This window comes from Microbulbifer sp. MLAF003 (assembly GCF_030012965.1).
GTDB classification, from domain to species: domain Bacteria; phylum Pseudomonadota; class Gammaproteobacteria; order Pseudomonadales; family Cellvibrionaceae; genus Microbulbifer; species Microbulbifer variabilis.
The window spans coordinates 1,561,661-1,583,437 of sequence record NZ_CP120232.1; the positions used below are offsets into that span (position 1 = coordinate 1,561,661).

Here is a 21,777-nt window from a genome sequence, read left to right on the forward strand (position 1 = left end):
AAATTTCAATAGATTAGTTTTTTAATCTTGGTGTTTAAGGCGTTGTTGATTTATTTGTTGTTTTGTATGGGGGGTTCATTTTTATCAGCTACTATTTTCTAGTTGGAAGTTGGAAGTTGGAAGTTGGAAGTTGGAAGTTGGAAGTTGGAAGTTGGAAGTTGGAAGTTGGAAGTTGGAAGTTGGAAGTTGGAAGTTGGAAGTTTATGTCAATTAAAAATATAAGTTTTTGTTGTTCTTGATTTATGTTTGATGTTCTCTGGGCGGGTAATCTTAATCCCCCTACCGCGAGTGTGTTGCGTCTTTAACTTGGTTAGGCCTGAGATAAGGTGGTGTTTGGCTGACTTAAAAATAATAGAGAAAATAATATAGAGAGACTCAGTATGATGATGAGCCTTCGTAAGAAAGAAAAGTTGATTGCACAAGCGATTCGTACCACTAATCCAGTCAATAATCATACCCCTTGGTATAGCGTTGCGATTGCCTGCATGATAATGACTGCGACGCCATTGACAGCCTTATCCCAGGATGACCAAAGCGAGGATAAAAGTAGTCGAGCAAGGCAGCCTATCGAAGAAGTTACCGTAACAGCACAAAAAATAGAGGAGAGTATTCAGGATGTTCCTATCGCTGTCTCTGCCTTGTCGGGGGACAATATAGATGCCCTGAAGATTGAACGGGGTGAAGAACTACTTCGTGCGGTGCCTAACGTAAACTTTTCCAAATCAAACTTTAGTACCTATAACTTCTCAATTCGTGGCGTTGGTACCAAGGCTGTCTCTGCTGCAACCGATCCGGCGGTGGCGGTGAGCTTCAATAATGCACCACTTATTCGTAACCGGTTGTTCGAGCAGGAGTTTTTTGATGTACAGCGAGTAGAGGTGTTACGAGGACCTCAAGGTACTTTGTATGGCCGAAATGCGACTGCTGGCGTGGTTAATATGTTGCCGGTGATGCCAGAGGATGAATTTGCTTCTGAGATTAAAGTTGAAATAGGTAGCTATAACTCAAAGCGCACAAGTGGCATGTTTAACTTGCCCGTGGGCGATACCATGGCACTGCGGCTTTCAGGTGCTATGACCAAGCGTGATGGCTTTGATACCAATACCTACACTGGGAACGATGTAAATGATAGGGACCTTTATTCCACGCGTGCCATTTTTGAGTGGGAACCCAGTGAAACCTTTAGTGCAAACCTGATCTGGCAGCACTTTGAAGAAGATGACAAACGCTCACGTACTGGCAAGCAGCTATGTACCACCGACCCGGGACCATCGACGATCGGGGATACTGAGCTAACAGAAATTACTTCTATTTTCTTTAGCCAGGGGTGTATGCCGGCATCAATTTACAGTGATGATGCCTATAGCGCGCCGAATGGAAGAGGGTTTGCTTTTGTGTTGGTACCCCAGTTTATCAATTTAGATACTGGATTTCCGATTATCGACTATTACAGTAATCCCTATGGAAATGCAGAGCAATCAAGGGATTTACGTGAGATTGCCACCAGCTATGATCCAGTTTTCCGTGCTGAAAATGATTTAGTGCAGCTGAATTTTGAGTGGGAATTGAGTAATTCACTCACTTTTTTCTCCCAATCAACTTATGCAAAGGATGATTACTACTCTTCTCAAGATTACAATCGTTATGTATCAGACCCAATTTTTAATGATTCTGCTGAATTTGTTCCCACCCCTGGAGGAATTTATACTGATCCACAGTTAGGCCCCTCTGATGGAATATTAGCAGTAGATATTAGCCGCTCCGATAATAAACAATGGAGCCAGGAATTCCGGTTACAGACATCTTTTGATGGGCCCTGGAACTTTTCATTAGGTGCTAACTACCTGGACTTTAAAACCCAGGATGATTATTTTGTATTCAATAATATGTTTAGTTTGATTGCAGAATATTTTTATAACGGTACCAGAGACCCTGATACAGGTTTATTGATTTCTGAAAAATGTATTGATCCAGAGGTCGGTGCGGGTGATATGGATTGTATTTATGTAGATCCAAATTCACTTGAGAATATTGATGAGGAGGGGCACAACTATTTTCTTAGCAGGAACTTAGTGGAAACTCGCTCATGGGCCCTGTTTGGTGAGGCCTATTGGCAGATCACAGAGGATGTAAAACTTACCACAGGTCTGCGCTACACCGATGACCGTAAGCAATCAACTCCTGTACCTAGCCAGTTACTGTTAGGTACAAGCTTTGATAGTGAAACAGGAGAAATAATATCAGGTCAGCGTTCAGGTGGGCTTGTTCACCGAGGATATCCAGAGGGAGATCAAGTTACTCAGAATTGGCAGGAATATACGGGCCGTGCGGTACTAGATTGGCGAGTAGACACCCCCTTTACTGACGATACCATGTTTTATTTATCTTTTGCTCACGGTTATAAGGGGGGCGGCACTAATCCACCTCGAGCAGAGATTGATCCAACCGTAGTGCAGTATCAACCCCTGGAGGACTCCTTTGAACCGGAGTTTGTTAATGCGATAGAAATCGGCTCCAAGAATGTAATGTTAGATGGAAGTCTGACATTCAATGCCAACGCCTTCTACTATGATTATACAGATTATCAAGTTTCCCAAATTGTTGATCGCATTTCTTTAAATGAGAACTTTGATGCGGAGAGTATGGGGCTTGAGCTTGAGCTGGCGTGGCAGCTTACAGATAGCACCAGAGTTGATATGAATATGGGCTACCTGAAGACTCGTATCGCAGATGGTGAAGAGTCTATTGATGTTATGAATCGCACTCAAGGAAATGAAGATTGGATGTTGGTAAGGCCTAGTATTCAGGTTCCTTCAAACTGTATTGCACCAGTGGATTTGGTTGAAACAGTTGCCGCTACCGGCAATGTGCTTGCCATTTGGTCACTCTGTGCAGGCTCTGCTCTATACGGTTCATTTACGCCAGAGATAGAGGGCTTTGCGCGCTGGGACTTGCTTTATGGTGTAGATCCTTATAATCCACTCACTGATGCTCCAAATGGAGGACGGGGCTTTGCTGCTGATCTGAGTGGTAACGAGCTACCTAATGCTCCGCGGTTTACTGTGAATTTTGGTGTCGAACATACTATTCCTATTGAGGACTGGGATCTGACGTTGCGGGCGGATTACTATCGCCAATCTGAGAGCTATGCACGTGTTTATAATACAGAATATGATCGTTTGAAGGCATGGAGCAACCTTAATGCTTCTGTGAGCTTGAACAACCCGAATTCTGAACTGTATATGCAGCTCTATGTGAAAAATATATTTGACGATGCGCCGATTACAGATATGTTTACAAATAGCGATGATTCAGGTCTTACTACAAATGTATTTACTTTAGAGCCTCGTATTGTTGGGTTTAGTGTCAGTAAAGGCTTTTAATACTTTTACTTTTTAAACCCGGTATCGGAGGCCTGCTGATTAGAGTAGTCACAGTAAGTTAGAATGCGGTATTTCATCTCTTACTTACTGTGGCTTTTCCTTTGTCTTCTTCTGATAGATTGCTAATTTACTATATATCTAAATTAAATTAATTTTTAGATTAATAGAGCTGACATTTATTCTCTTTCAAGATTAGGTTGGTTGTAGGGAAAAGCTTCTCTAGCGTATTCTACTATGAAGGTACTGTAATTGCAGGGCCTGATTTCCTTTTGAGGGATTAATGTTGCATAACATTATAAGAGGATTTGAATAGTAGTATTTTATATAAAGGTAAAGGTAAAGGTAAAGGTAAAGGTAAAGGTAAAGGTAATAAGAAAATGCTTTGAAATGAAATTCATTAGTTGTTTATAAAAAATACCGCTAGCGGTTGCCGGCGGTATTTTAAATTGGCTACCTCGAGGGTTTTTTAGGGTACAGTGAATGAGGATTGTGGGTTGGTTGATACAACGCCATTAATTACACAGGCACTACCTGAACCTACACTCGGAATTTGAGCATTATTAAAGGTGATCCTTCCTGTTGATTGATCGAAAGAACCTGTTAAGTCCCCGGCGCAGTTACCAGTTACGGCGGCAACAGCAACATTCTTTAAGGTTACTGTATTGTTTGCGTTTCCTATCAGGTCATAGGGAAGATTATTGAAGGAGACACTGTTGCACATATTGAGGAATCCGCCCGATAGCGCAAGACTGCCTACTGAAGCATCTGCACCGGTGGAATTTACACTGCCTGAAAGTGTGCAGTTAAGAGAAATTCCTTTTTTAACCGTTAGGGTGCCAACATTTGCCAAGGCGATAGCGCCCGGAGGGGACCAGGTTTCGGCGTTGGCTAGACTGGTAACCCCAAGGGAAACGAGACAGATAGAAGCAGCGGTAAGGATCTTTTTCATAATAATAATATTCCTAGTAGCTTTGTAAGTTACGGCAGGCGTAGTGTCAATACTTGGGTATTTATAATCCGCCGCCTTTTAATAAGCGCATCATCGCTTGGAGGTGATTCCACTTATAGCCTAGAAAAACTGAATAGGATTTAAGTATCAACACCATCCATCCTTAAAGACGAACAGGGACGATTATTGGGGGAGGGATAATTCAAATAGACGCGATTTTATCGGTAAAGAACATTCTTTATCCTCAAATTTAGTTGATTATAGTCAGAATATTTTATATTAAGATTTCTGTACCTAATAAGCCTCTACCACAGTGGGATTTGGTTATCCTCAATATTGGATCTGTTGAGCGATAATGATTTCCATTTTAAACATTTTGGAGTTTATATTTTTTATACGATGAGTTCATACTTCCTGGAAAATTAAAAGATGTAGCCTGGGGGATCGAAGGGATGCATGAAGGCTGAATGTTGGCGAACTGCCAAAAGTGGTCTGAAGTGACTATGATAGTACATCCTGCATGTTCAAATTTATTTAAAAATAAGTTGGGATATAAATTTTTACGGTTTTCTGTGGTGCGGTTAATAAAAGTCGTGAATTATTTAAGATAATACCACTCTTTGTTTTGAGGATTTAATTGAACTTGGTAATGGGGACTCTAACATTTTTAGAAACTTCCTTCCGGTGGATTGGTTGGAGTTACCTATCAGATCTCCGACAGTGTGCCTCAACGAAAAGTTAAAACTGGCATAGCCAGATCTTCTGGTTGTCATCTCTCTTATAAATGGAATCTACTTCCTGCCGCTATGTGAAAGCTGTCTTCTGGATCTGATTTCTAAGGTTATATCAGCCATTTGTAATGGTTAACAGAATGACTGTTCCTGGAGAATGTGGACAGGGAAGAAGGCTATTGTACTTGCCTGTGATCAGGGCCCTGGCGCTAAAAGATATACCGGGCTGGTCCAACCTAAGCCCCTAGTAAAGTACCCACTCCATGCTGAGTTTTTGTCAGTGAGCAATATTTTGTTGGTTATTTTTTGTACGCATGGGTGATGTTGTTGGATTTTTGCTCTCCCGGCCTCGTATGCATATTGCTATACTCCGCGCCCCTGAAAGACCCCTATCTTAGTACGGAGAACTTGATGTCTGACTCACAGTGCGATATTGGCTTTATCGGCGCCGGTGTGATGGGTAAGAACCTGATCCTGAACCTGGCCGACAATGGCTACAAGGTTTGTGCTTTCGACCTGGATCACAATCGGCTCAACGCACTGCTGGAGCAGGACAAGAAAGAGCGCGGTGATCAGCCTGCACGGGTGGAGACCTGCAATTCGTACACCGAGCTGTTGGCAAAAGTAAAGGCGCCGCACCTGATTATTCTGTCTGTGCCAGCGGGTGCACCAGTAGATGATGTTTGCTGCAAGCTACTGGATGCAGGGCTTAAAGCAGACGATATCGTGGTGGATACCGGTAACAGCTTGTGGACTGACTCCGTTGAGCGCGCCAAGCGATATGAAGGTAAGCTGATCTTTTTTACCACGGCAGTATCCGGAGGCGAGGTTGGTGCCCGTTTTGGCCCCTCTTTGATGCCTAGTGGTGACCGTTATGCCTGGAGCCGTATAGAGCCGGTTTGGCACTCCATTGCAGCCAAGGTCGATAAGGCCAGTGGCCAACCTATCGAGCGCTTTGAGCCAGGCAATCCTGTGCGTGAGGGAGAGCCCTGTGCGGCCTATATTGGTCCCATTGGTTCCGGTCACTATGTAAAGATGGTGCACAATGGTATCGAATACGCTGATATGCAGATGATCTGTGAGGCCTACCATGTGATGCGCAGTGCCCTGGAGATGTCACCAGCCGAGATTGCTGAAGTGTTTCGAGAATGGAATCGCGGCCCACTGAACAGCTACCTGATCAATATCAGTGCGGAAGTTCTATCCACCCTGGATTCTGTCACCGAGCAGCCGCTGGTTGATGTGATTCTGGATCGAGCCGGCCAGAAGGGAACAGGGCTGTGGACGGCAATCAGCAGTTTGGAGGTGGGATGTCCGGCACCGAGTATTGCCGAAGCAGTTTATGCTCGTTCCCTGTCTACGCGTAAGACCCTGCGCTCTCGTGCTGCTCAGAAACTAAAGGGGCCGTCAGTATCCCCGGTAGCGGTGGAGCAGCGTGATGAGGTAATCCAGGAGCTGCACGATGCCCTGTACTGCGCGAAAATTTGTGTATACGCCCAAGGCTTTGACCTGATGAAGCTGGCTGCGCGAGAGCAGGGCTGGCAGCTGAATTTTTCTGAGATTGCGCGTATTTGGCGGGCTGGCTGTATTATCCGTGCAGTATTTCTTCAGTCTATCAGCGATGCTTATGAGCGCGATGCCAAGCTGTCCAATTTGTTATTGGATGACTTCTTTACTCAGCAGATTGCCGAACACCAAAGCAATTGGCGTCAGGCGGTTGCCAGTGCCACGTTGAATGGTATTCCGGTACCGGCACTGTCTTCGGCTTTGAGTTACTACGATGCGTTCCGCACAGAGTCCCTGCCAGCTAATTTGCTACAAGGGCAGAGGGACTTCTTCGGCGCGCATACTTTCTCCCGTGTGGACCAGCCTGAGCAGAGGAAATACCACGTACTCTGGAGTGAGCCAGGTCGCCCTGTTGTAGAGATATGATCTGATAGAGAGTGAGGGGAAGAGCCCACTTATATTCTGAGGGTAGGAGTGGGCTTCACCCGGTGGGCCTCCCGGTGCGAATGGCACCGGGTAAGTACTCAGAACGCTACTTCTTCCACTTCTCGTACCCGCTCATCGACTTCTCCACGTGAGGCTTTGGCTACTATTTCCTCCACGCTGGCAGCCTCCATATTTACTCCGCCAAAAGCGGCAAGCAAGTCCTTGAGCAGAGCTGAGATTTCAAGGGTCATTACGGCAAAATCGGCGTCAAAGCGCAGAGCTGCATTATCTGCATCGGCGCTATCGGCTTTTTCCAGTAATTCATCGTTGAACTTGACGCGTTTCAGGGAGAGCTGGTCGTCAACCAGGAATTCAACTCCTCCACGCCAGACCAGTCCCAGCTTGTGGACTTGAAGCCCCGCCACCAGGTGGTTGTGTATCTCCTCCGCGCAAAGGTCTTGGTTTTTGCAGCGGATCACACTACCGCTGTCTTTAGGATCTCGAAGCTCACATTCATGGCCAAAATCAAACTGTATTGGCGCTTCAGGTGCGGTGAGCCAGTGGGTCATGGTTTGCTGTGGCAAATTTTTGGCGGAAAGGGGGATTACCGCAAGGCTGCTGATCGCTTCGCGGAGGTTTTCCAGCAATTCCTCTGCGGCAGATGCTGAGGAGGCATCTACTACGACCAAACCATCGTGGGGCGCGATATAGGCGTAGTGTAGGCGCGAGCGAGCAAAGGCTTTAGGCCGCATTTCAAGCAACACTTCATCCTTCAGGTTTTGTCGCTCTTTGCGACCAACCTGGCGGGCCTCTTTTGCGGAGATAGCTTGGGCTAGCTCTTCGACTTTTTCATTGACGACTGCCGCGGGCAGAACCTTTTCCTGTTTTTTGGCACAGACCATTAAGTAGCCATTGGTGGAGTGGACCAACTGGTTACCGTGGCGTCCAAGGGGGGACCCAGCCATAGCGAGAGGAGTCCTGGCTGCCACAGGGTATAAATGCCTGTGGCTCCAGCAGTTCGTTGAATTTTTCAGCATCCAGGCTGAATTCTTTGGTTAAGCGATAGACACGAAGGTTTTTAAACCACATACATCAGGCCATTTGTATTTAGTTACGAGTGCGGCCGACAATTATGCGGAAACTGGGGCGGGGCAGCTAGTGAGCTGTTTCCAAATGCCAGATTGGAGACGATTGCACCAAGTTCTATTGCTGAACTGACTGGGGCCAGCCATAGTGGCCCCGAAGCAGAAAAGGCTATTTCTTCACTAAGTTATCTATGGCTGGACCGGCGTCCCTGGAAAAATCTGTGGGAGTGAAACCCAGCAACTGTAAGGCTGTGGCGGCAATCTGATTCTGGTACAGAGTGGGGCCCCCTGATACTTCACCATGTGCTTTGATATCCGGGCCCAGTGCTGCAATCCAGATTTCATCTGATCCGGGCATGCCATTTTTGTGTGGGTGGTCTTCCTTGCCAAAATATTGAGTCAGTGCCGGGCCGCTGGCGTGGTGTGGCCAGGCTTCGGCAATGTTACCGCGGCCATGGTCCACGGTTATTATCAAATTAGTATTGTTTCGGTAGCCTTCGATAGATTGCAGGGTACTCCATAGGTCTGCGAGAATTACATCACTGCGATGGGCGGAATCGAGGTATTGGTGGTACTGTTCATCGTGGGCGAAATCATCGGTCTCACCCAGGGCTATATAGAGCATCTTTGGCTTATTATGGATTAAATATTCTTTGGCGAGCCCATAGGTGAAGGCGTCCGGGCGTACATCCTGCCAGAAAACTGGCAGCTGGCCTTGCAGTTCATTCAGAAATTGAGCACGCTGGGATATTCCAGGCCAGTTGGCGGGTTCCAATCCTGCATTGACAAAAACACCGCTTCGATCCCGGTTGATAATAGCTGAGAATACGCCCCAGCTACCAAAAACAGCTACACTTTTTTCAAACTCTGGTTTGTTATTTAACCATTCCAGGAAAGTGATATTGTCATTGGGTAGTGGATCATTGCTGTTAATTTTTGGATCGGCGCGCCCGGTGAGGATTTCATTGTAGCCAGGGTAGGAAAACCACCAGCCGTTAGTGATATTGGCAAAAGATTCCTTGTCACGGTTACCGGCCAGAAATCCGCCTTTTTCTATTTTATTCCAGATAAAAGGAAAAAGTTTTTCTCGCTTTACCTTTGCTGATTCGCCTCCAAATTGCTTGATCAATTGATCTTTATTCTCCGTAAACTTTTCGTGATTCAATATTTCCTGGTCGTAACCGGAAAAAACTTCCTGCCAGCGCAAGCCATCAATAGTTACCAGTACCAGATTATCGGCAGCCTTAGAGTGGGCGCAAAGTGTTATAGCCAGTATTGCCGTGAGAAGGGCCTTCATAGAGTGTATCCTCTGTGGGCGTTGCCCAGTGTTATTATTTGTTATATCGCGCTATATCTCTTTATGGTTTGAGCGATGCCAAATTTTACCGAAAAAACACGGTAAGAAAAAACTACAAGCTTATTCAGCTTTATTTTGCGAAAGGGCAACTGTTTAGGTGAGCCAATTTAAGCATCCAAGCAGCGCTCATTGGGAGCTGCCTGGATGCTTATGGAAAGTTACTTAGAAATCCAGGATAACTGATGGTGATATTGTGCACGGAGCGCCCCCCCCCAGGCAACGCCTGAAACTACACCACCCAGGTTGTCTTCATCAAACGGGTTAAGGGGAAGCGAGCTTAGTATTCTGATTAGAGGCTCAATAAATATTCCGTTCTTAGGGAGTCAAAATTAGGGATAGGCTCTGATAGGGCACAAAACATGAGAAAATGGGTTGTACATTGATGAATTGGAAGCCCCGGAGCTTTACGATAAAATTTCGGGGCGTGAGATGGAAAAATTCATTTAGGGTCAAGAGGCAATTTTCAATGAAATTCCAGTGCAGGCCTCTATTGCTGACCAAATAATACCGACAACCGCATTCCAAACCTTTTCAATAGTGACTGCGAGAAGTCCACGTAAAGTTTTGGCAAAGTTTAGGGCCATATCTTCCAGAGAGTCTAGAAAGTAGTCTCTGAGGTCATCATCAATTTCCTCGGCCAAAATTGCGTTGGCGATGAGCTTTGCTTGCAGCGCCAGCGCAGCCAGTTGGCGTTCTGAAAAACCGCGAATCTCGGTGATATCGTGATTGATAACTGTGGAAGCTGCATCTTTGATATTGGAAATCAGCTGGTTAACGTCAAGTGACATGTCTAATTCCTCAGCGGTTTAGAAAAGATTCATAGGTCAGGGCCTGGTCCATGGAGATTACAACTTCATTTTTGAAGAGAGCAACAGCAGTAGCACGCAGTCCCTTATCTTCATCTTCCTTTCGCATTCGATTTAGACTGCTGGAAATTTTTTCAAGGGAAGCAACACTTGGTGGTGCAGATTCAAAACTAATATTGCTATCTGTAGAGTCAAGGTAATTGTTGATTTTTCTCAAAGTAACCTTGCCGGGGACAGGTCGGGTATTTGATTGCATGGCCAGCGCATCAATTTTACCAATTAAGGAGTGATAGTTTTGGCTTCTCTCGCTATAGGAGCCTTTGTTGGTGCCATGGGAAACCGAGGAAAAGAATTGCATCAATTCAGCATTGACTTCGGTTAGGCCTGAATAAAGCTCCGCATCATACCTGGGAGCAAGCTGGGTACAGCTACTGACAAGAATCGCCAGAAATAAGCACAGAGTCGATGCTCTTTTCATTGGCTGGTTGGCTGACATCTTTACTCTCCTTGCTGTAAGTGTATTGTTGGTGACTGTTGTGTTCTGGAAATTTCTTACCGGCACGAGCAGTGCGCTTTGTTATTGGTTCAGGCTGGCTCTATGGCTATTTTTTCGCTAGGGCTAACGATACTATTTTGTCGCTCGTAATAAGATAGCAGTAGCCTCACGGCCTCCTGATTGTCAAAGTAACGAGAGTGTACCCTGGCAGCCAGCTTGTCTGGGAAAGTGCCATATGAGCCAATAATACGCTCATAGCAATGATGGGCATCTGGTACTGCCGATCCGCTGGCAAACCAATCTGAGTGAGACTTGATATCAATCCACTCAATTAAGTCTTTGCGCTGGGACAGTTCAAGTACTTCATTCTGCAGCCAGGGTGCTTGCTTACCTAATACCTCAATTAGGGAGCCCATTGTGAGTATGCGAACAGGGACTCCAATGGGGGGAAGGTCAGCAAACAGGTCAACAGTGACAACACTACCGAAGCTGTGTCCGACAATGGTCACCGACTGGTATTTTTCTTGTGCAAGGCTGCTTTCCAATTGTTCACGTACTCGTCGGATTATTTCAAAACGTACCGCAGGTTTGCCCCTGGCCGCAGGTTCATTGGTGAGGTAGCGCTTACAAAAATCAGAGATGTCTACTAATAGGGAGACCGGCATTAATGCCACTATTGCCGTGGCTACAGCCCATATTCGCCAGCCACCAATGTACTCCACGGAGCGCTTCAACTTTTCCACCAGGAAGAAGAAAGGGTTGTCTGTGGCTGGCTCTATGGCCTCAACAAATAAAATAATGGTACCTAGGTACCAGACAATAAAAGCAAGAGCCGATAGCGTCAGGCCAAAAGTTAAGTATTTACGTCTAAGTACCCCTTTCCAGATGTGAAGATTGGCAAGCCAGAACCAGATCAATGAGAATCCTCTGGCAAGCCGAGTTTTCAATGTTTGCTGAGTAATACTGGGAACCAAGTCGTTCCAGTATGCCTCCACAAGATCCAGCTCCTGGGGCTGTCCGCTCGAAGCTACTCGTAAACGGTGGACTCCAGGGGGAATAGAGGGATCTGCAATGGGAGTGAGCGGCATGCGCTCGCTTGCTGCGATAAGTCCTTCGGTGAATTCGGACAGCTGAGCAGTGCTGGTGACCCTCGTTAAGCCGGGAACCAGCAAAATCAGGCTTCTATTCATGATGCTTCCAAATGATCGGTAACGGTAGCGCGAGCACTCCAAATTGATCGAAGGCCAATAGCCAACTAAACTTTTGTTGTTCGGTGCTGCTTTGAGAAACGAACTTCCTTATCTTTAGGCGTATGCTGGCAGAAAGTCAGCAATGGCACATTCCAGTGCCGAAAATTTGTTCTATAACCGGGCTCACCCAGTGATCGTGATTAAGGTGGCAGGAACTTGGTACCCAATGAATGAGTCTTGTCCGATTTATATGTGATAGGGCAGGAGAAGTAAACAGGAAACTTTCAGGAAAGTATCGGGTAATCCAGAAGGTTCTAAGAAATCTGAAAGTCTGTTAGGCATGAGGGCAACCGCTTCACAAATTGGGCCCAAGTGAGGGAATCGACAAAGGCCCATAAAATTTACTCAGCAAGCTCGGTTTTCAGTTCAACTAGGACAAACTCATTGCCATATAAATCTTCAAAGTGTGCAAATTCTGCACCAGCTTCAGATCTGTGGGGCTTAGTAAACTGAACACCGTTATCCACTAGGCGTTCATATTCACTCTGAAAGTTATCCGTATAAATGACGGCGCATGGTTGCCCGGCAGTTTGTTTTCCGACGCTCTTCTCCTGATTTTCTGAGGAAGCTTGAAGTAGCCAGATTCCTACATCTTTCTGTTTTGGTAAGCGGACATGGACGAACCGAAGGGGAGGCGCTTCTGAGTCGACAAATACTTCAAAGCCCAGCTTATCTCTATAAAACCTGATTGCCTCTTCGTACTCCCTGACCAAAATTACCAGTCTACCAATGGAGTTCATACTCTCCCCCTATTACATTTTACATTTGGATCGGCGTGAGTTTTCTTTCCTACATAGTGTAATCATTTTCAGTAACGGGGAATTTTACTTAAAAAGAAAGGGGCGTGAATCCGGTTGGTTGGAAAGCACGCCAGAAATAGGAGGTTAAACAGAGTTTTCGTTAGATTTGAGGTTATACACCTCAATTTCTACATACTGAATACCTCTGATGCGCTAAAACTATTCTACATATATTTTCACTTTTATTATGTTTGAGTCTGTTAGGTAAAGTGAGCTTTTCAGATGAAGGGTGGATTATTGAACACCTAAAGCAAGCGGAGAATATCTGTGAGATTGCATAGTTTAAATGAAGTCAAGCCCTTGTTTTACTGGATTGCTCCAATCCTCTTTTTTCCCTCTTACTGGTTGCTGCATCTTCACAAGCTTGCACGCGGATATTATATGGAACTGGTACAGGGAACTATATCACCGGAAGAAGCATGGACTGGAGTGATATTAAAGCTGCTATGGATTTCTGGGCATTTCCAAAGGGGATGCAACGCAACGGAGGGGTTGGTAGAGGCTCTATTGAGTGGACATCCAATTATGGTTCTGTTGTGATCAGTATCTATGAGTCTGCGACTTCAGATGGGATCAATGAAGCTGGTTTAGTGGGAAATCTTCTATATCTGGCTGAAGCGGATTACGGTAATCCGGAAGCACGGGGTAAGCCAACAATTTCGGTTGGGGCCTGGTTACAGTATTTTCTGGATAACTTTCGTACAGTTAGTGAAGCGGTAAATGCGATGAAGCGAGAGCCTTTCACCGTGGTTGGTACAGATCTGCCCAATGGCAGGCCGGCTACCGCACATATTGCTCTTTCTGATCCATCTGGTGATTCTGCAATATTTGAATATATAAAAGGGGAGTTGCAGGTTCATCATGGGAAACAATACACGGTAATGACAAACTCGCCAATTTATGGACAACAACTAGCTATCAATACCTATTGGGACCTTATTGGTGGCCAGAATTTTCTGCCTGGTACTATTAGTGCAGCTGACAGGTTTGTGCGAGCTAGCTATGCCTTGGAGTCATCCCCGAAATACAATGCGCGTAGGGATGCATTAGCTTCCGTGTTCTCACAAATACGCGCTGTTAGCGTTCCTCTGGGGATGAGTAATCCAGAGAAGCCTAATATCGCCTCGACACTGTGGCGTTCAGTGATAGACCAGTCTGCCAAACGCTACTATTTTGAATCGGTTATCAATCCCTCAGTCATTTGGGTGGATCTTGATAAGTTAAACCTTAGTCTCGGTGCTCAAGTAATGAGTATGAAACTGGATGTTCCTGAGAATCTTGGGGGAGAGGTTGTTTCTGAATTTAAGCCGGCGAGTCCTTTCAAATTTCTTGCACCAAAATAAGACCTACAATTCATGATGTTAGAAATATCTCTCACTTCACCTCAAAATAGCATCTAGTCAATATAGGGGAAGCGGCTTTTGAAAATGATGATAAAATTGTCTGTTCAAGCGGCGGAATATGCCCTTTTAACAGTTTAATAATAAAAAGTCTCTTATTGGTGCGATTTTGCTTGACTAGTAGATGGGATGTATTTGAGAGGGGTGTTGTGAGTGGTGGTATATATCAAACACCACAAGCGGATTTAGTGGTAAGTAAAATCAATTCGAAAAGTGCATCAGAGAGATTGACTCATTCGCGAAGGAATATTGAGAAGGCTGTAGCACTACCTAGAATAAAAGTTGCCTGGGGATTTCGCCTTGCTGGTAATTTTCTATTCTTTACCGTTATTATATTTTCTATCGTTCAGGTATCCACTCTGGAGCTGGATGTTGGTCTGATAGTGCTGGGAGTATTTCTTGGGATGTACATATTGGAAAGCTACGTAATAATTGCTTTCTTTTGTAAGCAAGCTTGGTGTGTAATTCCTATGCATGTGTTTTCAATTTTATCTCTGTTAAGTATTTCATATGGAGCAATGCTTTCAGTAATCCACTTTTTAAATATGGGGAAAATTCAGTTTAATAAAGGCTCTCTTGCAGATTTGATGTGATGTTGAATGTAGGATGTTTAACATGTGGCGAAAAAGGAGGAAATAATGTCTCAAGAGCTTACTATTCGCCCAATGACAAGAGGGGAAGTGGATTTATTGGTGGATTGGGCGGCAGAGGAAGGCTGGAATCCTGGGTTAAATGATGCGGAAATATTTTGGAATACCGACCCTGAAGCATTCGTTGCAGCATTAAAAGATAAGGAGCTGATAGGAGGTGGAGCGATTACTTCCTACGATGGGAGGTATGGATTTATGGGTTTTTTTATTGTGCGGCCAGAATTTAGACATCGTGGCTACGGAAACTACTTATGGCATATACGTAGAGATAAAATGTTGGCGCGGCTCTGTCCTGGGTCTACTGTTGGATTAGATGGCGTTTTTGACATGCAAAGCTACTATGCCAAGGGCGGATTTTCTTTCTCGCATCGTAACCTGCGTTTTGTTTGCCGGCCCTCAAGCAGGGTAAAAACCCTTGAAGGGAATGTTGTTCCTCTATGCCAAGTGCCTTTTGATCATCTAAACCAATATGATCGCGCTTGTTTTCCTGCCTGCAGGGGTAAGTTTCTACAGGGGTGGATAGCTCAACCTGAGGCGCTGTCTTTGGGGTACTTAAAGGACAGTCGCCTTGAAGGGTATGGAGTAATGCGTCGGTGTAGAAAAGGATTCAAAATTGGACCTCTATTTGCAAATGATCGACAGGTAGCGAAGTCCCTTTGTGATCAGTTATTGGTACATGCGGCAGGTGAGGAAGTATTCTTGGACGTTCCAGAAAATAATCCTGCAGCAATGGCATTGGCCCGAGCATACGGTATGGAGGAAGTTTTTGGTTGTGCCAGAATGTATCTAGGGCCCAAACCGAAAATTATGCATAATCGCGTGTTTGGCGTTACAACTTTTGAGTTAGGCTAATGCAAAAGCGAGATTTGATTGGTTATGCCGGTAAACCTCCGCATCCTCAGTGGCCTGATGAGGCTCAAGTTGCCGTGCAATTTGTTCTTAATGTTGAAGAGGGGTCCGAATCTACACTGGTTAATGGTGATGAACAATCTGAGTCTTATTTACATGAAATTTCTGGTAGGCCTCCCCGGGTAGGTGAGAGGGATTTTAGTGTTGAAAGTATGTATGAGTATGGTGCTCGGGCTGGAGTTTGGCGTTTGCTAAACCTATTTGAGGAGAGACGGTTAAAGTTAACTGCGTTTGCTACGGGGTTGGCGCTGGAATTAAATCCAAAAATTGGGGAGGCCCTCTCTGCAGGGGGGCATGAAGTTGCGGGTCATGGCTATCGCTGGTTGGATTATAAGACAGTGCCAGTTGAAGATGAGCGGCAGGGTATTAGGCGCACTATTGAAATAATTAAGCACATAACAGGATGTCCACCTAGAGGTTGGTATACGGGTCGGACGAGCCTTAATACCAGGAAATTACTAAATGATGAGAGTGATCTTATTTATATTTCTGATTCTTATTGTGACGACCTGCCTTATTGGCAGTCCAGTGTATCTGAGAAATTGATAGTACCATACACCTTAGTGAACAACGATATGAGATATCTAATGCCTAATGGTTTTTCATCGGGGCAGGATTTCTTTTTATTGTTGAAGGACGCTTTTGACTGTCTTTGGAAGGAGGGAAAGAAAAGCCCCAAACTGATGAGTATTGGTTTACATGGTCGTATTAGTGGGCACCCGGCCAGGGCTATGGCTATTGCTCGATTTTTAGATTATATCATTACCTTTGAAGCTGTTTGGATTTGTCGTCGGGAGGATGTTGCTAAATGGTGGATATCTAAGCAATCTAAAAGCAATAATATATAGAGTTTTTGGGGAATATCTTGAGGTTCTGAATTTTCCTGGTATTTGTATGATGGTTAGTGCTCTACACTTCACTGAACTCTCTACTTGAGTCTCTGCATAAAGTTGAAGCGATTGATTTTCGATTCGGAGTGCGGATCTCGGCATAGGGGCATAAAAAATTCCTGTTTGCACCTATCTGATAAACAATGCCTTGGATCATGGACCGGGCAAAGAATAGCTACTCATGCGGGGCTTTGAAGAGGCAGCTAATGATTTTGGTATGAATTAAAAAGGAATTGGCTGATATTCATAGCATGCCGCAGAATTCCTTATTAATCAGCCTGGAGTGGATTGCGATGATGTGGGTGCTTATGATGAATCATGGAATCGCTTACAGGAAAAGCTGCCTGCGCTAATACCCTCAACAAAGTTAAGGATGTGTGCATCCTATCTACTTGATCAAACAGACGTGAGGGTTGCAATAAAGAAGATTGACAATACTGTGGATATTATCTTCAATAGTCCAGCGAGTCAAACCAGCCGACCCCTTAAGCGCCGGCCGATTGAATTGGAAAGTAGCTAGTATCGGACAAGTTAATGTTGGCTACTTTGAACTAATATGTTTCCACTCTTATGCTGCTCATAGATTGTGAAGGGAAGGACAGCTGTGTCAGTGGCTGCGGAGAGAACACTGTCAACAAGATAGGCCCCAAGAAGCGGTGCAAAATTCAAAGATTCGCTATTTGAATGCATTTTGCACATGTTGTACGACAGACCGCTATAAACTCTAGGGATGGATTCACAATTAGTTTTCTGCTTTTTTAAGTTTCTTGCAATTTCGAGATCTGTGCTTGATAAGGTGGTAACGGTTCCGCAAGCTGTTAGAGAAAAAATGCACAATATTAAAATTAGATTTTTCATAAATTATATAACTTCCTTGAAAAATTAATATTCCGGTTTAAAGCTTTTTATCTGTGACTGAAGCGCTATGGTGGCCGGTATCCTTTAATAATTTAGTGCCCACACCTATGAATGTAGTTTGTGACGCTTTAGGGATTGCAGACAAACTTAAATTTTTTATTGCCTCTTCCATGTCATAGTTGAAGTGAATGTATTGACTAGAAGGTTGGATGTAAAGTTCCATATTCTTATTTTGATTGAAATTTAATCTAAAAAGTATCTATCTAGCTCCCAGCTTAGCCCTTAATCTTTTTAATCGATTTTTTTCTATTAGCACCTGAAAAATGTGATTGCTTCGCAAGGACTATAGATAGTGTCGTAAGAGGGAGTGGGTGAGCAGCCCATCCACCGGGCTCACTCCGATGGATGGTAACGGGATCATTCTATTTATAATTAATAGGCACGAAAGGGAGTTTAGTTTTTAGTTGGGATTGCCTGAACAACTTTAATAAAGTAATCCCAAAAGTTGGCGACACTTTGGATGTGTACTCTCTCTTCTGGCGAGTGGGCGCGGCGAATGGTGGGGCCGAATGAGACCATATCCCAATTGGGGTAAGGTTTGGCTAGAAGGCCACACTCCAGGCCGGCGTGGATCACTTTCACTTCAGGCTCTTCTCCGGTCATTTCTTTGTAAACACCCTTCATCATCGCGAGTAGTGGTGAGTTGGGGTTTGGCGTCCAGCCGGGGTATGAATTATCCAGTTTGGTTTCTGCACCGGCCAATTCAAAAGTAGCGGCTACATCCAGGCTGTGCTGATCCCTAGCACTATCAGAAAGGCTGCGTACCAGGCACTGTATTTGAACCCGGTGTTGGCCGTCTTTTTCTATAGTGACCACGCGGGCCAAATTGTTGGAAGTGTCAGCAATACCTTCCAGTGCGGTACTCATGCGCTCCACGCCATTGGGGCAGCAGCGAATAGCGCGAATCAGCTTTTGTTGACTCGTGATATCCATTGTATTGAGTGGTGTATCGGTGCTCTCCAGGCTAACTTCCAGTGCCGCTTCGTTATCCAGCTCCCGCGCAATTTGTGCGCTTTCAGTATGGACAACTGTTTGTAGTTGCTCCTGGTTGTCAGCAGGAACTACGAGGGTACTAAATGACTCTCGGGGAATGGCATTGCGCAAGCTTCCCCCATCTAATGTAGCGATTCTCAAAGTAGGAATTTCACGTAGGGCGGCATCGATAATGCGGTTGGCAATCTTATTGGCATTGCCACGTCCCTTATCAATATCCAGCCCTGAGTGGCCTCCGCGCAGGCCGCGTACAGACAGTTTATATGCCTGACTGCCAGCTGCTACAGGTATTGCCTTGTAGGGCAGAGCTGCATTGACATCGATACCACCGGCACAGCCAATGTAGAGCTCACCTTCGTCTTCAGTGTCGAGGTTTAACAGCAGATCGGCTTCGAAGTAGCCTGGCTGCAGGTTCTTAGCACCGGTCATGCCCGCTTCTTCATCGATGGTGAGCAGAGCTTCCAGGGCGGGGTGGGGGATATCTGTAGACTCCATCAAGGCAAGAATGGCGGCGACGCCGATGCCATTGTCGGCTCCTAGGGTAGTGCCTTCGGCGGTAATCCACTCACCATCAACATGCGGTTTGATAGGGTCGGTGAGGAAATCGTGTTCAGTATCCGCATTTTTTTGCGGCACCATGTCGACATGGCTTTGCAGCGCCAGAGTTTGATGATTTTCCATGCCCGGTGTTGCCGGCTTTTTGATAATAACATTGCCAATCTCATCCAGCTGCACATCCAGGCCGCGGGCTTTGGCGAAATCGACAATGTGCTCAACAACTCTATCTTCATGCTTGGAAGGGCGGGGGATTTCACAAAGTTTGGCGAAGTGTTTCCAGAGAGGGGTAGGGTTCAGCTCAGCAATATTGCTCATTGGTGGCCTCAAATCATTCTTATGGGATTAATTGTCGTTTCCTGTAAAACCTGTTTATGGGGTCGACCAAGAGGTAACAGGAAAGAGCCCGGCATTTGCCGGGCTCTTTGGATGTTGCTCGTCGTTACTTTTGTGGGGCCTCTTCAGTTACCGAGCTCTCTGACAAAAGCTCGAGTGCAATGCGGCGTTTATCTATGTCCACCGCAGTAACTTTGACATTGACGGTCTGCTCTAACTGAAAACTTTGCTCATTGTGGGTGAGTGTTAAGTGTTTGCCGTCAAATGTGGGTAGATTCTTTTTATCGCCGTTCAAGCGGACAAATCCATCAATGCCGTATTGGTCCAAGCGTACGCCCAGCCCAGCTCCATTAACCAGGACAATCTTGCCAGTAAAATCCTGACCTACTTTATCCTGCATAAACTGAGTGTAAAGCCATTGTTCGAGGGCTCGATTGGCTTGGCGTCCACGGAGCAGGCTATCTTGCAGGCTCTCGATTTCTGTGTCGCTCAGTGTTTTCGCAGGACTATTCTCAGATGCTGCGCGCAGTACGCGGTGGTTATACAGGTCGTTGTACTTGCGAATGGGTGAGGTTACGGTGGCGTAGGCCTCAAGTCCCAGACCCAGGTGCGCACCGGAGTTGTTGTTGAGCTGGCCGGGACGCAGCATGCGCTTCAGCACTGCGAGAAGGTTGCGCATTTGCGCATCTTCATGGCTCTCCAGGTGTTTAACCAGCGCTAAATAGTGCTGCAATTGGCTGAGATCGTTTTCCGCATGTTCTGGGAGTAATTCCTTTAGAAGGCTTCTTACTTCGCCCATCCGTTCTTCGCGAAAACCCAGGTGTACTGAGAAGCAGCCCTGTTGTAATTCTGCCAGTTTTGCTCCGATGCAGATATTGGTGGCGAGCATAGCTTCCTCAACCATGCGCTGGGCAATATTACGCTCCTGCTTCTCAATACGCTCGATTTTGCGCTCTTTGTTGAGGTGAATTTCATAGTCAGGGCGCTCTTCCATTGCCAGGGAGTGCCCTGCGCGATATTTGGCGCGGGCCTCATACAGAGCGGCAAGGTTGCGCAAGCTTTCTTTTTGCTCTTCCGGTACCGCGGACTCATCTCCCTCTATGAGTTGGCTTACCTGGTTGTAGCTCAATTTATATTGGGAGCGAATTGCGGCAAATTCATAGCGGCTTGAAATAATTTTACCGTCGCTGTCGATATCGATGTGTACTACCAGTACAGGGCGCAACTCATTAGGTATCAGGGAAAAAAGGTCCTCACATAGGCTGCGCGGCAGCATAGGCAGAGTTTCGCCAGGGAGATACTGGCTGTGGGCGCGCTTAAACGCCTCGAGATCCAATGGGCTGCCCTCGGTGATAGCACTTGAGGGGTCGGCAACGGCGATATGCAGGGTCCAGCCGTTTTCGCTAGGTGTAACGGCGAGGGCATCGTCCATATCGCGGGTGGTTTCCGCATCAATAGTGACAAAGCCCAATTCGGATAAGTCGGTGCGCTCAGAGGTATTGGTGACAATCTGTTCAGAAATGGTTTTAGCCTGTTTCTCCGCTGCCGGACCAAACTGCTCAGGTAGCTTGTATTGGGCCACTACATAGGCATGCTCAATGCCAGGCATTTCTGGTTTACCGATAACAGTCTCAACTTTTGCCTGGGCGCGCCCGTCCTTAAAGGGATGACGATTGACTTTGCAGGCGATAAATTCGCCTGGCTGTGCCTTGCCCCTTGCTTTAGGAGGCAGGAAAATCCATCGAGACAGGCCATTCTGAGTGGGCTGGATAAAGTGCCCTTGACCTCGCTGTACATATTGGCCAACCAGGTAATCCAGCTGGCTGTCGAGTAGGGCATCTAATTCGGCTGTCAGTTTGCCTTTGCTCTCCTTTGTAATGCAGACGCGAACCCGGTCACCTGGGAAAACACGTTCCATTTCGTTGGGTGGCAGAAAGGCCTCCCGTCCATCCTCCAGCTCCACGAAGCCAAATTTGCCATTGCTGCCGCGTACCCGGCCTTCGGCAAAGTCCTTACTGGAGCGAATATCTGTTTTCAGTTGTGAAAGTTGTTTCAGAGCGTCGGCATTCAGCATCGAGTTTATCTCTCGGGTCGATTTGGGCGCGGATTCTACCAGACCATGCTGACACGATGTAACGGAGTCCGGTAGTGGAAGAAAGTATCCCTGTGCTAATGGGGCCGCGCGGTGGGTTGAAGGGGAGGTCAGGATTGCTGACCGCTTAGGCGACTATATTTTCGCAAGGTCGTTTATCCTAAAAAAATATGCTTTATGTGACAATTTAGCTATTGCTTTGTGGTTATGTGCAAAATATGCAAACTTTATCTGTCGAAGGTGGA

At 45.9% G+C, this 21,777-nt stretch carries 14 protein-coding genes and 1 pseudogene; 6 read left to right on the forward strand and 9 right to left on the reverse strand.

The window, feature by feature from the left end; genetic code table 11:
- The first annotated feature begins 380 nt into the window (after positions 1-380).
- Complete coding sequence (locus P3339_RS07570) at positions 381-3,383, forward strand: TonB-dependent receptor (RefSeq protein WP_282952911.1); 3,003 nt, start codon at positions 381-383, stop codon at positions 3,381-3,383.
- A gap of 466 nt (positions 3,384-3,849) precedes the next feature.
- Here the strand turns inward: P3339_RS07570 and P3339_RS07575 are convergent, their stop codons facing one another.
- Positions 3,850-4,332: a PraA/PraB family alkane oxidation protein activator gene (locus P3339_RS07575; protein WP_020413414.1), complete on the reverse strand. Its 483-nt coding sequence runs from the start codon at positions 4,330-4,332 to the stop codon at positions 3,850-3,852.
- Positions 4,333-5,474: 1,142 nt separating this feature from the next.
- Between P3339_RS07575 and gnd the strand changes: the two genes are divergently transcribed.
- Positions 5,475-6,995: an NADP-dependent phosphogluconate dehydrogenase gene (gene gnd, locus P3339_RS07580; RefSeq protein WP_020413413.1), complete on the forward strand. Its 1,521-nt coding sequence runs from the start codon at positions 5,475-5,477 to the stop codon at positions 6,993-6,995.
- A 98-nt stretch (positions 6,996-7,093) separates the two neighbouring features.
- On the opposite strand, the pseudogene rdgC reads toward gnd, so the two are convergent.
- The 6 genes and pseudogenes from rdgC to P3339_RS07610 form a co-directional block, all read right to left on the reverse strand.
- Positions 7,094-8,084 (reverse strand): annotated as a pseudogene (gene rdgC / locus P3339_RS07585) (recombination-associated protein RdgC).
- A 165-nt stretch (positions 8,085-8,249) separates the two neighbouring features.
- Positions 8,250-9,377 (reverse strand): alkaline phosphatase family protein, encoded by a 1,128-nt coding sequence (locus P3339_RS07590; RefSeq protein WP_020413411.1) that lies wholly within the window; start codon positions 9,375-9,377, stop codon positions 8,250-8,252.
- Between the two features lie 509 nt (positions 9,378-9,886).
- Entirely contained in the window at positions 9,887-10,225 is a 339-nt protein-coding gene (locus P3339_RS07595; protein ID WP_020413410.1) for a hypothetical protein, read from the reverse strand.
- 10 nt (positions 10,226-10,235) lie between these two features.
- Entirely contained in the window at positions 10,236-10,739 is a 504-nt protein-coding gene (locus P3339_RS07600; RefSeq protein ID WP_020413409.1) for a hypothetical protein, read from the reverse strand.
- An 89-nt stretch (positions 10,740-10,828) separates the two neighbouring features.
- A complete protein-coding gene (locus P3339_RS07605) occupies positions 10,829-11,929 on the reverse strand; it encodes an alpha/beta hydrolase family protein (protein WP_282952912.1) in 1,101 nt (366 codons plus the stop codon).
- 401 nt (positions 11,930-12,330) lie between these two features.
- Positions 12,331-12,729 carry a VOC family protein gene (locus P3339_RS07610; protein ID WP_020413407.1) on the reverse strand — a complete coding sequence of 133 codons (399 nt, stop codon included), beginning with the start codon at positions 12,727-12,729 and terminating at the stop codon, positions 12,331-12,333.
- 434 nt (positions 12,730-13,163) lie between these two features.
- On the opposite strand from P3339_RS07610, the gene P3339_RS07615 reads away from it, so the two are divergent.
- The 4 genes from P3339_RS07615 to P3339_RS07630 all read left to right on the forward strand — a co-directional run bounded on the left by P3339_RS07615 (position 13,164) and on the right by P3339_RS07630 (position 16,596).
- On the forward strand, positions 13,164-14,132 hold the full coding sequence (locus P3339_RS07615) for a linear amide C-N hydrolase (protein WP_282953564.1): 969 nt from the start codon (positions 13,164-13,166) through the stop codon (positions 14,130-14,132).
- Between the two features lie 206 nt (positions 14,133-14,338).
- Positions 14,339-14,782, forward strand: coding sequence for a hypothetical protein (locus tag P3339_RS07620; protein WP_282952913.1), 444 nt, complete (start codon positions 14,339-14,341; stop codon positions 14,780-14,782).
- Positions 14,783-14,827: 45 nt separating this feature from the next.
- Positions 14,828-15,691 (forward strand): GNAT family N-acetyltransferase, encoded by an 864-nt coding sequence (locus P3339_RS07625; protein WP_282952914.1) that lies wholly within the window; start codon positions 14,828-14,830, stop codon positions 15,689-15,691.
- A complete protein-coding gene (locus P3339_RS07630; protein WP_282952915.1) occupies positions 15,691-16,596 on the forward strand; it encodes a polysaccharide deacetylase family protein in 906 nt (301 codons plus the stop codon). Before P3339_RS07625 ends, P3339_RS07630 begins: the two co-directional genes overlap by 1 nt.
- Before the next feature lie 1,353 nt (positions 16,597-17,949).
- Here the strand turns inward: P3339_RS07630 and P3339_RS07635 are convergent.
- Entirely contained in the window at positions 17,950-19,422 is a 1,473-nt protein-coding gene (locus P3339_RS07635; protein ID WP_282952916.1) for an aminoacyl-histidine dipeptidase, read from the reverse strand.
- A 124-nt stretch (positions 19,423-19,546) separates the two neighbouring features.
- The gene (locus tag P3339_RS07640; RefSeq protein WP_282952917.1) at positions 19,547-21,514 is read right to left on the reverse strand and encodes a VacB/RNase II family 3'-5' exoribonuclease; all 1,968 of its coding nucleotides are present in this window, start codon (positions 21,512-21,514) and stop codon (positions 19,547-19,549) included.
- Positions 21,515-21,777 lie beyond the last annotated feature (263 nt).

What these genes read in the sequence shown, in the direction of transcription:
- P3339_RS07570 (WP_282952911.1), top strand. Translation starts at nt 381, where the DNA reads ATGATGATGAGCCTTCGTAAGAAAGAAAAGTTGATTGCACAAGCGATT.
- P3339_RS07575 (WP_020413414.1), bottom strand. Translation starts at nt 4,332, where the DNA reads ATGAAAAAGATCCTTACCGCTGCTTCTATCTGTCTCGTTTCCCTTGGG.
- gnd (WP_020413413.1), top strand. Translation starts at nt 5,475, where the DNA reads ATGTCTGACTCACAGTGCGATATTGGCTTTATCGGCGCCGGTGTGATG.
- P3339_RS07590 (WP_020413411.1), bottom strand. Translation starts at nt 9,377, where the DNA reads ATGAAGGCCCTTCTCACGGCAATACTGGCTATAACACTTTGCGCCCAC.
- P3339_RS07595 (WP_020413410.1), bottom strand. Translation starts at nt 10,225, where the DNA reads ATGTCACTTGACGTTAACCAGCTGATTTCCAATATCAAAGATGCAGCT.
- P3339_RS07600 (WP_020413409.1), bottom strand. Translation starts at nt 10,739, where the DNA reads ATGTCAGCCAACCAGCCAATGAAAAGAGCATCGACTCTGTGCTTATTT.
- P3339_RS07605 (WP_282952912.1), bottom strand. Translation starts at nt 11,929, where the DNA reads ATGAATAGAAGCCTGATTTTGCTGGTTCCCGGCTTAACGAGGGTCACC.
- P3339_RS07610 (WP_020413407.1), bottom strand. Translation starts at nt 12,729, where the DNA reads ATGAACTCCATTGGTAGACTGGTAATTTTGGTCAGGGAGTACGAAGAG.
- P3339_RS07625 (WP_282952914.1), top strand. Translation starts at nt 14,828, where the DNA reads ATGTCTCAAGAGCTTACTATTCGCCCAATGACAAGAGGGGAAGTGGAT.
- P3339_RS07630 (WP_282952915.1), top strand. Translation starts at nt 15,691, where the DNA reads ATGCAAAAGCGAGATTTGATTGGTTATGCCGGTAAACCTCCGCATCCT.
- P3339_RS07635 (WP_282952916.1), bottom strand. Translation starts at nt 19,422, where the DNA reads ATGAGCAATATTGCTGAGCTGAACCCTACCCCTCTCTGGAAACACTTC.
- P3339_RS07640 (WP_282952917.1), bottom strand. Translation starts at nt 21,514, where the DNA reads ATGCTGAATGCCGACGCTCTGAAACAACTTTCACAACTGAAAACAGAT.